Below are 15,303 nucleotides of genomic sequence, written 5' to 3' on the forward strand. Positions count from 1 at the left end.
GATGACCATCGATCTGTACGTGTCCGACCCCACCCTGACCGGCGAGCGGGGCCACGCCCTTGCCGCGCACGTCCTGCACACGATCACCGCAGCGGATTCCGCACCGGACGAGGTGATGGCGCGCGCCCGCGAGTTCACCCACGTCCTCGTGCACCAACCCGCCGCCTGGACCACTGGTGGACCGAGCCTGTCCGACGCGCCGCGCTACCTGGCCCGGGTCACCGTCCCAGGATCATGGGCGGGTCCAGGATTCGGCGACGGAATCATCCCGCTGATCACCGACGCCATCGCCGAATTCGAAGGCGATCCGCAGCGCCTGCGCAACGACCCGCATTGCGTGGTACAGATCCTCGGCGTCCGCGAACACAACCTCGGCACCACCGGCCGCACCACCACCGCCACCGAACTCACCAAGATGATGACCGCCGACTACGACAGCGACGCCGACACCCGCGACATCCCCGAAGGCTACGGCGTCGACCCCGTCTGCGGCATGACTCTCGAAATCGCCACCGCGGAATTCACCCTCACCCACAACGGCGAGACCCGGGTCTTCTGTGCTCCGGTCTGCCGCAAGGTCTTTGCCGAGGAACACGCCCTCACATAAGCGTGCCGGCTTGGCAGCTGATCACCGACTCCGCTCCGCCGCAGAGACCAGGAACGGCGCGGAGTCGGCGATCCACGCGATCGCCTCGTGCCACCGATGCGTGCTCATCCGCCTCCTTCAAGGCAAGAGGGCGGCCGGGTCGATCGTGACGTCGAACGGGCTCCGCAAGGTGACCTTCTCCCCTGCCGGCACCCGATGCGTTTGTTCGTAGGTGTTATCGCTGCCGAGGACGTGGGCGAAGAGGACCGGCAATTCCTCCCCTGGCAACCGGCCCTTGAAGGAGTTGATCTCGAATCGCCAGTAGTTGGGGATGCCCGCGGCCGCGTAGAGCACAGGTTTGACCATGCGGTCTTGCAGAGTCGTAGAGGCGGAGACCACCTCGACGGCCAGCTGGACCTGTTCGACTGGAATCCCACGCGCATCCCACGGGATCGGCTCGGTTGCGACGATGACGTCGGGGATGGGCTCATCGTCGCCGATCAGTATCCCCACTCCTCCGAGGGCCACGAACGTCGTCGGCGCCGCATCGTCCAGAACTCGCAGCAGCCGTTGTATCAGGACTTGATGCCGCGGCTCGGGTACAGGACTGACGACCAGCTGGCCGTTGAGCACCTCGTAGCGCAGGCCGTTCTCCGGTAGACCGTCGAGATCGGCAGCCGTCCAGCGGCCTGCACCCGCAGCAGGTCCGAGCATGCGACGCACCTCCTACCCACCGCGTTTGCAGCCGTCCGTGATCGTCGAGCGTCGACACAATAGCGCCAGCAAGCTGAACACCGTGAGCGCTCACCCGAGTTCGGCGCCCGGGTACCCGGCAAGGTCAGCGGGCAGAGCCGGTGTGAGGGCTCGATCATCGCCTCACACCGGCTCGCGCCGGCGACTACCCTTCGCCCACGATCCGCACATCCCCAACCCCATCGGCCCCCTCGCCCGAGACCACGAACCAGTGCGTCACTTCCCCGTCCGCGATGTCGTCGGCGGGGTCGGCACCGGTCGGGAGGACCGAGAGGGCGCCGGCGGTGGCGGAGGTCAGGAACTCGTCGACGGCGGCGCGGCCGGCGCCCGCGGTGGTGAAGGTGGCCGACTCGTAGTCGATCTCGTTCACCTCGCGCAGGTGTTCGGCGCGGTCGAGTGCCTGAGTCTGGGTCAGGACCTCGGGTACGCCGTCGGTGAGCAGGACGACGGCCGGGTGGTCTTCGCCGAGGGGGCGGGCTCGGTCGGTGTAGGAGACCGGGTGGCCGGGGGCGGCGGTGAGTTCGGCGGCGATCTCGGGATCTGTCGGGTCGAGACCCGGCAAGCCGTCGGTCGTGCCGATGACGAATGCCGCTCCGGCGGAACGGATCTCCTCGGCGGACAGGCCGGTGGCGAAGAGCAGGGCGGCGCCTGCCTTCTGGACTGCCCAGGCCGCCACCACGGAATCCACCGAACGCGGCAGCGTCACCGCGACCACGTCACCGGGGCCGACCTCGCGGGCGATGAGCAGTCGCGCCAGCTGTGAGGACCGGCGGTCCAGCACCTGGAAGGCGATCTCCTCGTCGCCGGCGAGCAGCGCGGGCGCCTGCGGATCCTCTTCGACCACCTCGGCCAGCACCTTGGCGACAGTGCGGGCGCCGACCCGGCCGACCGGTTCCGGTGCGGCCGTCGCGGCGGCGATCCCGGAGTCGGCGAGCAGGCGGGCCCGCTCCCCGGCATCGAGGATGTCGATATCGCCGACGAGTCCGGCCGGGTCGCCGACGAGTGCGTCGAGTACCCGCTGCAACCTGGTCGAGAGCACCTCGACCTCCTCGGCGGTGAACCGGCTGCGCAGGTACTTCAGCGTCAGCTCGATGGTCGACTCCGCGGTCACCAGCAGGGTCAGCGGATAGTGCGTGGCATCGTTGACGCCGACACCGGTCACCGACATGCCGTCGATGGAGCTGGCCGCCGAAATGGCTTCCTTGTCCATCGGATACGACTCGAACACCAGCAGCGTGTCGAACTGCGAGGCAGGCCCGGCCACCCGCTGGATATCGGTCAGCCCGATGTAGTGGTGGTCGAGCAGATCGGCCTGCTCGTGCTGCAAACCTTCCAGCAGTTCGCCGACGTTCTGGCGATCATCGATGCGCACCCGCACGGGCAGCGTGTTGATGAACAGGCCGACCATCGACTCCACGCCGGGCAGCTCCGCGGGACGACCCGACACCGTCGCGCCGAACACCACGTCGCCGCGGCCGGTGAGCCTGCCGAGCAGGATGCCCCACGCGGCCTGCACCAGCGTGTTCACCGTGACGCCGAGTTCGGCGGCGTGCTTGGTGAGCTTGCGGGTGCGGTCGGCGTCGATCTCGGTGATCAGCTTGCCGATCGAGTAGTCCTCGACCCCGCGCGGCTGCGGCGCCAGCTGGGTCGGCTCGCCCAGACCGTCGAGCGCCCGCGCCCAGGCCCGCAGCGATTCCTCGCGGTCACGCCCGGCCAGCCAGCCGAGGAAGTTGCGGTAGGAGGCCACCCGCGGCAGCGCGGTCTGATCGCCGCGCACCGCGTACAGCACCAGCAGATCCCGCATGAGCAGCGGCATGGACCAGCCGTCGAGCAGGATGTGGTGGGTGGTGATCGCCAGATGCCACTGGGTCTCGCCGGTGCGGAACAGGGTGAACCGCATCAGCGGCGGCACCGCCATATCGAAGTGCGTGGCCTGATCGGCGGCGATCCTGCGTTGCAATTCACCGAGGCGCTCGGCCTCGGGCAGCTCGCGCAGGTCCACCTCGGTCCACGGCGCCTCGACCTTGTCCAGCACCACCTGCACCACCTGCCCCGACGAATCGGTGACGAAGGCCGTGCGCAGGTTCGGGTAGCGGTCGATGATGCCCTGCGCCGCGGCCCGCAACCGCGAAACATCCAGGCTGCCACCGAGATCCACCACCGCTTGCATGGTGTAGACGTCGACGGTGGCCTGCGTCATCAGCGCGTGGAACAGCAGACCCGACTGCAGCGGCGACAGCGGCCACACCTCGGACAGCGCCGGGAACTGGCGCTCCCACTGCTCCAGATCGCTCTGGCCGACGTGCACCAGCGCCATATCCGACGGTGTGAAACCACCGGCGTCCGGGCGGCGGGCATGCGCGGCCAGCGCTTCGAGCGCGGCCACCCACAGGTCGGCGAACTCGCGCACTTGTTCGCGGGTCAGCAGCCCGGACGGGAACGCCAGCGACGCACCCAGCTCCGGTCCGTCGGCGCCGTCGGTGACGATGGCGTTGATGTCGAGCACCGCGTTGGCGGGCATGTCCCGATCCATCTCGACATCGAGGCGGCCGAGATCGTCCACCGGCACCCAGCCGACTTCGGTGAGTTCCTCGGGGATCTCACCGGCCGACATCCGGCCCAGGTAGTTGAAGCTGATCTGGCCGGTCGAACCGCCGGTGAGCTGTTCGGCGGTCTCGTCGTTGAGGTAGCGCAGCATGCCGTAGCCGAGGCCCTTGTCAGGCACGGCCAGCAGCTGCTCCTTGACCGACTTGACGATCGCCCCGAGCGCGGCGCCGCCGGCGAAGGCGTCGTCGAGATCGGCGCCGCCAAGGGCCAGCCGCACCGGGTAGGCCGCGGTGAACCAGCCGACCGTACGGGACAGGTCCGCACCCGGCACGACCTCTTCCTCACGACCGTGGCCCTCGAGCTTGATCAGCGCCGCATCGCCGCCGCGCCAGCGCGCGACCGCCATGGCAAGCGCCGACAGCAGGCCGTCGTTGACGCCGCCGCGGTACAGGCTCGGCACCGCGGTGAGCACGGCATCGGTGACCTCGGCCGACAGCGACACCTCGACCCGCTCGACGGTGGCGAAGGTGTCGACCTCGGGGTCGAATGCCCGCGCGCCGAGCTGTGGATCGGGTGTGGCCGTGACCTGCTGCCAGAACGGCAGTTCCGCGACCCGCTCGGGTTCGGCGGCCGCATCGACCAGGCTGTGCGCCCAGCGCCGCATCGAGGTGCCGTTGGCCGGCAGGCTCACCGGCTGACCGGCCGCCAGCTGCGACCACGCCACCGCGAAGTCCGGGATCAGGATGCGCCAGGACACGCCGTCGACCACGAAGTGGTGGGCGACGATCAGCAGCACATCGCGGCGGTCGCCGTCGAAGGCGAACCAGACGAACTGCGCCATCGCGGCACCGGCCGGATCCAACCTGCCAAGGGCAGCGTCGAATTCGGCGGTGGCCAGTTCGGTGAGTTCGGCCTCGGTGATGCCGGCGGGCGCGTCGACCCGATGCACCAGCGCGTCGACGTCGACCGCACCGCGTTCGAGCGCCTCGAACGTCCACGACTCGCCCTCGCGACGCAGCCGCGAGCGCAGCACGTCGTGGTGGTCGAACACGGCCGCGATGGTGGCGACCAGGGTCTGCCGGTCGATGCCGTCGGGCAGCCGCAGCGCCATGGACTGCGAGAACCGGTCGAAGGACGAGCCGCCCGACAGGATCTGCGCCATGATCGGCGTCAGCGGGATATCGCCGACTCCGCCGCCGGGCAGCTCCTCGAGCCGGATCTGGCCCGGCGCCGCGCCGAGCGTGGCGACCTCGGCCAGCGCGGCCACGCTGCGCCGCTCGAACACATCGCGCGGGGTGAACACCACACCGCGTGCCTTGGCCCGCGACACCAGCTGGATGGACAGAATCGAATCGCCACCGAGGGCGAAGAACGAATCGTCCACACCGATCTGGTCCACACCGAGCACCTCGGCGAACACCTCGGCGATGATCGCCTCGACCTCGGTGACCGGCGCCCGGAATTCGCGCGGCGCGAGCTGCGGTTCCGGCAGCGCCTTGCGGTCGAGCTTGCCGACCGGCGTCAGCGGGATCTCGTCGAGCACCACGATCGCCGACGGCACCATGTGCGGCGGCAGCGAGCGCGAGACGAACTCGGTCAGCCGCTCGGTGTCGATCTCGTGGCCGGGGGTCGCGAGCACATACGACACCAGGATCGTCGCGCCCGCATCGGTCTCACGGCCCAGCGTGATCGCGAACTCCACGTCGGGATGCTTGCCGAGCGCGGTGTCGATCTCGCCGAGCTCGACCCGGAAGCCACGGATCTTCACCTGGAAGTCCGAACGGCCGACGTAGTCGAGTTCCCACTTCACGGCGTCCACAGCCGCATTACCCGCGCGCTGTTCCGGCTCGGCGTACCAGCGCACCACGTCACCGGTGCGGTACATCCGCGCACCCTCGCTGCTCCACGGGTTGGCGACGAACCGGTCCGCGGTGAGATCGGGGCGGTTGTGGTACCCACGCGCCAGCGCACCACCGGCGAGGTACAGCTCACCGGCCACACCCGGCGGCACCGGGTTCAGGCGGGCGTCGAGCACCAGCGCGGTCATGCCGTGCACCGGGAAACCGATGGTGACGTGGCGGCCCGCGGTCAGGCGCGCGTAGGAGGAGATGATCGTCGTCTCGGTGGGACCGTAGGCATTGAAGTACTTACGGCCCGGCTCCCACTTGTCCAGCAGTTCCTGGGTGGTGACATCGCCGCCGACGGAGACGACCTCGAGTTCGTCCAGACCCTCGGGGTCGACCGTGCCGAGCACCGCCGGGGTGATGACCGAGTGCGTGACCCGCTCGGTGCGCAGCAGTTCGGCCAGGTCCGGTCCGCCGATGATGTGCGACGGCACGATGGCCAAGGTGGCGCCGGTGTAGTGCGTGACCACCCATTCCAGCACCGACGGGTCGAAGCTGGGCGAGCAGATGTGCAGGAACCGGTGGTGCGATTCCAGGTGGTACAGATCCGCCGCCACATCGGCCAAACCGCCGATACCGGCGTGGGTGACCATGACGCCCTTGGGCAGACCGGTCGAGCCGGAGGTGTAGATGACGTAGGCCGGGTGCCGCATCGCCAGCGAGCTGATCCGGTCGTCATCGGTGACCGGTGCGGGCGACTGCGCGTCGATCAGCTCATCGGTGGACGGATCGTCCAGGCACAGCCACTCGACCTCGTGCGGCAGCCGGTCCAGGTACCGGCGAGCCGTCAGGCCGAGCACGGCACCGGAGTCGGTGACCATGTGCCGCATCCGGTCTTCCGGATATGTCGGGTCGACCGGCACGTGCGCGCCGCCGGCCTTGGCCACCGCCCAGAACGCGGCCACCATCTCGTAGGAGCGCGGGAACGACAGCGCGACGATGCGCTCCGGCCCGACCCCGCGGTCGATCAGCACCCGCGCCAGGCGCGAGGAGTACTCGTCGAGTTCGCGGTAGGTGATGGAGCGGCCCTCGTAGCGCACCGCGATCTGGTCCGGGTTGATCCGGGCGCCGTGGGTGAGCAGATCCGGCAGCAGGCCGGTGGCCATCACGTCTTCGCCGTGCACGTGGGTGAGCAGCTCGTATTCGGCGTCGGCCAGGATCGGCAGATCGCCCACCGGCTGCTGCGGTGCGGCGGTGATGGATTCGAGCAGCCTGGTGAAGCGCTGCGCGAACACCTCGACAGTGGCGTCGTCGAACAGGTCACGCGCGAAGGAGAATTCGGCGTACATGCCGGCGCCGTCGTCACCCGCGGCCTCGCGGATGGTCAGCGACAGATCGAACTTGGCGGTGTCGACGTCGAAATCGACGGCCTCGACGTGCAGGCCGGGCAGCTCGAAGCTGGTGTCCGGCAGGTTCTCGAACGACAGCGCCACCTGGAACAGCGGATGGCGCGCGGTCGAACGCTCCGGGTTGAGCAGTTCCACCAGCCGCTCGAACGGCAGATCCGCGTGCGCGAAGGCTTGCAGGTCGGCGTCCTTGGTGGCGGCGAGCAGCTCCCCGAAGGTGAGCTCGCCGCGCACATGCGAGCGCAGCACCAGCGTGTTGACGAACATGCCGATGACGTCGTCGAGTTCGGCCTCACCGCGACCGGCGACCGGGGTGCCGATGGCGATGTCGTCGGTGCCGGACATGCGGGCAAGGAACACCGCGAGCGCGGCGTGCACGACCATGAACATGGTCGCGTTCTGCTCCCTGGCCACCTCGGCCAGCTTGCGATGCAGCTCGGCCTCGATCGGGAACACCACGCGGCCACCGGCGAACGACTGGGCCGTTGGCCGGGTGCGGTCGGCGGGCAGGTTCAGCTCGTCGGGCAGTCCGGCCAGCGCGGCGCGCCAGTAGTCGGCCTGCTGGCTGATCAGGCTCTCCGGATCCGATTCCGAGCCGAGCACCTCGCGCTGCCAGATGCTGAAGTCGGCGTACTGCACCGGCAGCGGCGCCCAGCCCGGTTCTACACCGTTCGCGCGGGCGGCGTAGGCCACCATCACGTCGCGGGTGAGCGGACCCATGGACCAGCCGTCGGCGCTGATGTGATGGGCGACGAACACGAGCACGTAATCGGCGTTGTCCACCTGGAACAGCTTGGCGCGCAACGGCACTTCCACCGTCACGTCGAAGCCCGCCGAGATCACCTCGACGATCCGCTCACGCAGTTCCGCCGCACCAACCGCGACCGGCGTCAGGTCCGGCACCGCCTGATCGGCGGGCAGGATCACCTGATGCGCGGCGCCGCCCTGTTCGGGGTAGACGGTGCGCAGGGTCTCGTGCCTGCCGACGACATCGGCGACGGCCAGCTGCAACGCATCCACATCGAGGTCGCCGCTCAGCCGCACCGCGACCGGGATGTTGTTGACGGCCGAGGCGGTGTCGAACTGGTTGAGGAACCACATCCGCTGCTGTGCCAGCGACAGCGGCACCTGCTCCGGGCGCGGACCCGCGACCAGCGCCCGGCGGCCACCGGCGCCGGCATGCTGCTCGACCTTGACCGCGAGCCCGGACACGGTGGACGCCTCGAACAGCGTCCGCACCGGAACCCGAGCGTCCAGCGCCGCACCCAACCGGGCCGCGACCTGCGTGGCCAGCAGCGAGTTACCGCCGAGGGCGAAGAAGTCGTCGTCGGCACCGACCCGCTGCACCCCGAGGACCTCGGCGAACACACCGGCCACGATCTCTTCGATCGGGGTCGACGGCGCACGGAATTCCTGGACCTCGAACTCCGGCTCCGGCAGCGCCTTGCGGTCGAGCTTGCCGTTGACGTTCAACGGCAGCGCGTCCAGCACCACGAACGCAGAGGGCACCATGTACGACGGCAGGGCCGCCGTCAGCGCCGACTTCACCTGCGCCACCTCGAGACCGCCGTGCTGCCGTTCCAGCCCGACCTCGTCCACCTGTGTGGCCGCGCCCGCCGACGGCACCAGGTAGGCCACCAGGCGATCGCCGGTGCGCGGATCGGACTTGGCCACCACCGCGGTCTGCGCGACCTCGGGCAACGCCAGCAGCGCCGCTTCGATCTCGCCGAGCTCGATGCGGAAACCACGGATCTTCACCTGGAAGTCGGTGCGGCCCCGGTACTCCAGCTCGCCGTGGCGGTTCCAGGCCACCAGGTCACCGGTGCGGTACATGCGTTCGCCGGTGCCGAAGGGGTTGGCCACGAACCGTTCCGCGGACAGGTCCGCGCGGCCGAAGTAGCCGCGGGCCAGCTGCGCGCCGGCCAGGTACAGCTCACCGGCCACACCGTCGGGCACCGGGTTCAGGCGGGCGTCCAGCACGTAGACCTGGCTGTTCCACTGCGGCACACCGATCGGCACCGAGGCGATATCGGCCGCGCCGACCCGGTGGGTGGTGATCGAGACCGCGGCCTCGGTCGGGCCGTAGAGGTTGAACAGCTCGGTGCGCGGATGCGACTCGCGCAACCGCTGGGCCAGCGAACCGGGCAGTGCTTCACCGATGGCCAGCACCCGCCACAGCGAATCCGGCAGCTCACCGGTCAGCAGCGCGTCCAGCATGGACGGCACCACGTGCAGGGTGGTCACCCATTCGCGGGCCATCAGCTCGTTCAGGTACGCCGGGTCGCGGTGGCCGTCGGGCGCGGCGATGACCAACCGGCCACCGCAGACCGCCGCCGACCAGAACTCCCACACCGACAGGTCGAAGGTCGCCGCCGTCTTCAGCAGCACCGCGTCCGCGGCGTCGAGCCCGAATTCGGCCACCTTGTACTGCAATTGGTTCGCGATGGCCGCATGCGGTACCGCGACACCCTTGGGGCGGCCGGTCGAACCGGAGGTGAAGATCACGTAGGCGGTGTGCTGCGGCAGCAGCGGCGCCACCCGCTCGGCGTCGGTGACCGGCGCATCGCTGAGTGCGGACAGGTCCAGCTCGTCGAGCGAGATGACCGGCGCCGCATCCGAATCGAACTCGGCGTCGGCGTTGGTCAGCACGCACACCGGCGCGGCCGTCTCCAGGATGTAGCCGGTGCGCTCGGCCGGCTGATCCGGATCCAGCGGCACATACGCGCCACCGGACTTGGTCACCGCGTACATGGCGACCACCAGATCCACCGAACGCCGCAGCGCCAGCGCCACCCGAGACTCGGGACCGACGCCGAGCGAGATCAGGTGCCGCGCAAGGCGATTCACCTTCGCGTCGAGTTCACCGTAGGTGAGCTGGGTGCCGTCGTCGGTGACCAGCGCGACCGACTTCGGCGCCGCCGCCACGGTCGCGTCGAGCAGCGAGACCAGTGTGGCCTCGGTGTCGACCCGATGCTCGGTGGCATTGCGGCCCGCCACCAGATGGCTGCGCTCGGCACTGTCGAGCAGTTCGATATCGCCGACCGGGGTGCGCGGCGCGGCGACGATCTCACCGAGCAGGCGGGCGAACCGGTCGACGAAGCCCTGCACGGTGCCGTGATCGAACAGATCGGTGGCGTAGGTGAAGAAGCCGGTGATGCCGGCGGGTTCACCCGCGTCGCCGTAACGGTCGGTGGCGATCAGGTGCAGATCGAACTGCGAGAGCTGGGTGTCGATATCCAGCCCCGACACCGCGAGCCCGGGCAGTTCCAGGCTGGCCTGGGCCAGGTTCTGGAACGACAGACCCACCTGGAACAGCGGATGCCGCGCGGTCGAGCGCACCGGGTTGAGCACCTCGACCAGCCGCTCGAACGGCACGTCGGCATTGGCGAAGGCCTGGATGTCGATATCGCGCTGCCGGTTGAGCAGCTCGGTGAACGGCTCGCCGGCGTCCAAGCGGGTGCGGAACACCAGCGTGTTGACGAACATGCCGATCAGATCGTCGAGCACGGCCTCACCGCGACCGGCCATCGGGGTGCCGATGGCGATGTCGTCGGTGCCCGACAGCCGCGACAACAGCACCGCGAGTGCGGTGTGCACGACCATGAACAGCGTCGCGCCCTCGGCGCGGGCCAGTTCGATCAGCGCGCGGTGGGTGTCGGCGTCGACGTGCAGCTCCACCTTGCCGCCGGCGAAGGACTGCACGGCCGGACGCGGACGGTCCGACGGCAGATCCAGCTGATCGGGCAGATCGGCGAGGGCATCGGCCCAGTAGGCGACCTGCTTGGCGGCCAGCGACTTCGGATCGTTCTCGTCGCCGAGCAGCTCACGCTGCCAGATGCTGTAGTCGGCGTACTGCACCGCCAGCGGCGCCCAGTTCGGCGCCTCGCCGCCCGAGCGGGCCGCGTAGGCGGTCATCAGGTCCCTGGTCAGCGGGCCGACCGAGGAGCCGTCACCGGAGATGTGGTGCACGACCATGGCCAGCACGTATTCGCTACGCGCGGAACCGTCCTCGTCCGCGACCTGGAACAGCGCCAACCGCATCGGCACCTCGGTGGTGACATCGAAGATGGTCGAGGTCAGCTCCACCACGGCGGCTTCGATCTCATCCGCCGGGATCACCCGCACGTCCAGACGCGGGATCGCCCGGTTCGGCGGCAGGATCACCTGCACCGGACCGCTGTCGTGCTGCGGGTAGACCGTGCGCAGGATCTCGTGCCTGGTGACCAGGTCCGCGATGGCCGCGCGCAGTGCCGCGATATCCAGATCGCCGCTCAACCGCACCGCAATCGGCACGTTGTAGGCGGCCGAGTCGGTGTCGAAGCGGTTGAGGAACCACATCCGCTGCTGCGCCAGCGACAGCGGGATCTCCGCCGGACGCGGACCGGCGACCAACGCCTTACGCCCGCCCACTTCGGCATGCTGCTCCACCCGCACCGCGAGCGCGGCCACCGTGGAGGCCTCGAACAGCAGCCGCACCGGCACCCGGGTGTCGAGCGCCTCGCCGAGCCGGGCCGCCACCTGGGTGGCCAGCAGGGAGTTGCCGCCCCAGGCGAAGAAGTCGTCGTCCAGGCCGAGGCGCTTGTCCTCCGAATCGGGCCGGTCGGCGATCCGCAGCACCTCGGCGAAAACATTCGCCACGATCTGCTCGATCGGTGTGGTCGGCGCGCGGAACACCGCCTTCTCGAAACTCGGCTCCGGTAGGGCCTTACGGTCCAGCTTGCCGTTGGCGTTCAACGGCAGCGCGTCGAGCTCGACCACCACCGACGGCACCATGTACGACGGCAGTTCCGCCGCCAGCGCCGCCTGCAACTGCCGCTGCTCGACCGCACCGTCACCAGAGACCACATAGGCCACCAGTCGGTCACCGATGTTGGGGTCGGTGTGCGCGAGCACCGCGGCGGCGGTGATGTTCGGCTGACGCAGCAGCGCGGCCTCGATCTCGCCGAGCTCGATGCGGAAACCACGGATCTTCACCTGGAAGTCGGTGCGGCCCCGGTACTCCAGCTCGCCGTCGCTGTTCCAGGCCACCAGGTCGCCGGTGCGGTACATGCGCTCGCCCGTGCCGAACGGATCGGCGACGAAGCGATCGGCGGTCAGGTCGGCACGGCCGAAGTAGCCGCGCGCGAGCTGGGTGCCCGCCAGGTACAGCTCACCGGACACGCCCACCGGCACCGGCCGCAGCCTGGCGTCGAGTACGTAGACCCGGCTGTTCCATTCCGGCGCACCGATCGGCACCGACAGCTCGTCGGCCGTGGTGACGCGGTGGCTGGTGATCGACACCGCCGCCTCGGTCGGACCGTAGAGGTTGAACAGCTCGGTGCTGTTAGCCGCGAGGAAGCGCTGGGCGGTCGCGGCGGGCAGCGCCTCACCGATGGCCAGCACCCGGCGCAGGCTCGCGGGCAGGGCTCCGCCGGACTCGGTGAGCAGCGCGTCCAGCATCGACGGCACCGCATGCAGCGTGGTGACGCCGGTGCCGCGCATCAGCTCGTTGAGATAGGACGGATCGCGGTGCCCGTCGGCGGTGGCGATCACCAGACGCCCACCGCAGACGGCGGCGGTCCAGAACTCCCACACCGACAGGTCGAAGGTGGCGGCCGTCTTCAGCAGGATCGCGTCGTCGGCGTCGAGCGCGTATTCGGCCGTCTCCCAGAGCAACTGGTTGACGATCGCGCGGTGCGGCACCGCCACGCCCTTGGGCTGACCGGTCGAACCCGAGGTGAAGATGACGTAGGCGGTATGCGCCGGGGTCAGCTCCGCCCGCCGCTCGTCAGCGGTCACCGGTGCGGCGGCGGCGCTGGACAGGTCCAGCTCGTCGATCCGCACGGTCTCGGCCGCGTCGGTGCGGAAATCGTCGCGCGCGGTGGTCAGCACGCAGACCGGTGCCGCGGTGGCGAGGATGTAGTCGGTGCGTTCGGCCGGCTGATCCGGGTCGATCGGCACATAGGCGGCACCGGCCTTGGCGACCGCGTACATGGCCATCACCAGATCGGCGCTGCGCCGGATGGCCAGCGCGACCCGGTCCTCCGGGCCGACTCCGCGTCCGATGAGGTAGCGGGCCAGGCGGTTGACCTGCTCGTCCAGCTCCGCGTAGGTGATCTCGCGGATGCCGGTCGGCTCGTCGGCGACCAGCGCGACGGCCTCGGGGGTCGCCGCGACGGTCGCATCCAGCAGCGACACCAGCGTCGCCGAGGCGTCGACCTCGTGCGCGGTGTCGTTCCACTCGGTGACGATCCGCTCGGTCTCCGCCGGTGCCAGCAGATCGATCTCGCCCACCGGCACGGACGCGTCCTCGACCACGGCGTCGAGCACCCGCACGAAACGGTCGGCGAAGCTCTGCACCGTCGACTCGTCGAACAGGTCGATGGCGTAGCCGAATTCGGTGATGATTTCGGCCGGGGTGCCGTCGTCGGCGTAACGGTCGTACAGGGTGACGTGCAGGTCGGTCTTGGCCAGCTGCGAATCGAAGTTCACCGCGCTGACCGAGAGGCCGGGCAGCTCGAAGGTGGTCTCGGCCAGGTTCTGGAACGACAGGCCCACCTGGAACAGCGGATTGCGGGCCGTCGAACGCACCGGGTTGAGCACCTCGACCAGCCGCTCGAACGGCACGTCGGCGTTGGCGAACGCCTCCAGGTCGCGTTCCTTCACATCGGCGAGCAGATCGGTGAAGCGCGCGCCCGGCGTCACCGCGGTGCGGAACACCAGGGTGTTGACGAACATGCCGATCAGGTCGTCGAGTTCGCGCTCACCGCGACCGGCGATCGGGGTGCCGACGGCGATGTCATCGGTGCCCGACAGCCGCGACAGCAGCACCGCCAGCGCCGCGTGCACCACCATGAACAGCGAGGCGTTGTTGGCCCGCGCCAGTTCGTGCAGGCGGGCGTGCCGCTCGGGATCGATCTCGAACCGGATGGCCTTGCCGTGGAACGACTGCGCGGGTGGGCGCGGCCGGTCGGCGGGCAATTCCAGCTGATCGGGCAGATCGGCCAGCGTGGCCTTCCAGTACGCGACCTGCTTGGCGGCCAGCGATTCCGGATCGTCCTCGTCGCCGAGCACCGCGCGCTGCCACAGCGCGTAGTCGGCGTACTGCACCGGCAGCGGCGCCCACTGCGGGGCGTCACCGTTGACGCGGGCCACATAGGCGGCCATCACGTCGCGGGCCAGCGGGCCCATCGAGGAGCCGTCGGCGGCCACGTGGTGCACGGTGAAGGCCAGCACGTGGTCGTCGGTGGCGGCGCCGGTGTCGTCGGCGACGATGCGGAACAGCGCCACCGCGAGCGGCACCTCGACGGTGACGTCGAAGGTGGTCATGGCGAATTCGATGACCTTGGCCACCAGCTGCGATTCCGGCACCGCGATCACCGTCAGGTGCGGGGCGTACCGCTCCGCCGAGCCGATCACCTGGTGCGGGCCCTCGGCCGAACGCGGGTAGATGGTGCGCAGCACCTCGTGCCGGGCGAAGACGTCGCCGATGGCCTGTTCCAGCGCGGCCACATCCAGGCGGCCCGACAGCCGCACCGCAAGCGGAATGTTGTCCACCGCCGAGGTCGCGGTGTCGAACTGGTTGAGGAACCAGTACCGCTGCTGAGCGGGCGAGAGCGGAATGCGCTCCGGCCGCTCCCCCGCGGTCAGTTCGGGGCGGGCCCGGCCGGAACCGGCGTTGCGCTCGACCCGGTTGGCCAGCGCGGCCACGGTGGACGCCTCGAACAGGTCGCGCACCGCCAGCTGGGTGTCCAGTGCCGCGCCGAGTCGCGCGGTGACCTGGGTGGCCAGCAGCGAGTTGCCGCCGAGGGCGAAGAAGTCGTCGTCCAGGCCGATCCTGGCCACACCGAGCACGTCGGCGAAGGTGCCGGCGACGATCTCCTCGATCGGGGTGGACGGCGCACGGAACGCCTTGGCCTCGAACACCGGCGCGGGCAGCGCCTTGCGGTCGAGCTTGCCGGAGGCGTTGAGCGGGAACTGATCGAGCACCACGAATGCCGTCGGCACCATGTACGCGGGCAGTTCGGCGCCGAGGCGGGCGCGCACGCTCTCCAGGTCGATGCTCTGACCCGCGGTGGCCACCAGGTAGCCGACGAGCTGGTCGCCGAGGCGGTCATCGGAGCGGACCAGCACGACCGCCTGGGCGATCTCGTCCAGCCCGGTCAGCGCGGCCTCGATCTCACCGAGT

Annotated in this window: 3 protein-coding genes; 1 reads left to right on the forward strand and 2 read right to left on the reverse strand. The window is 69.7% G+C overall.

Annotated features, from left to right (window positions below):
* The first annotated feature begins 1 nt into the window (after window position 1).
* Window positions 2-607 carry an ATPase gene (locus tag RJ05_RS22175; RefSeq protein WP_234012417.1) on the forward strand — a complete coding sequence of 202 codons (606 nt, stop codon included), beginning with the start codon at window positions 2-4 and terminating at the stop codon, window positions 605-607.
* Window positions 608-724: 117 nt separating this feature from the next.
* Here RJ05_RS22175 and RJ05_RS22180 read toward each other — a convergent pair whose 3' ends face one another.
* On the reverse strand, window positions 725-1,300 hold the full coding sequence (locus RJ05_RS22180; RefSeq protein WP_036540267.1) for a Uma2 family endonuclease: 576 nt from the start codon (window positions 1,298-1,300) through the stop codon (window positions 725-727).
* Between the two features lie 184 nt (window positions 1,301-1,484).
* On the reverse strand, window positions 1,485-15,303 hold a 13,819-nt coding region (locus RJ05_RS22185), incomplete at its 5' end, for a non-ribosomal peptide synthetase (protein ID WP_036540259.1).

It is taken from the genome of Nocardia cyriacigeorgica NBRC 100375, assembly GCF_000308555.1.
Taxonomy (GTDB): Bacteria; Actinomycetota; Actinomycetes; order Mycobacteriales; family Mycobacteriaceae; genus Nocardia; species Nocardia cyriacigeorgica.

What these genes read in the sequence shown, in the direction of transcription:
- RJ05_RS22180 (WP_036540267.1), bottom strand. Translation starts at nt 1,300, where the DNA reads ATGCTCGGACCTGCTGCGGGTGCAGGCCGCTGGACGGCTGCCGATCTC.
- RJ05_RS22175 (WP_234012417.1), top strand. Translation starts at nt 2, where the DNA reads ATGACCATCGATCTGTACGTGTCCGACCCCACCCTGACCGGCGAGCGG.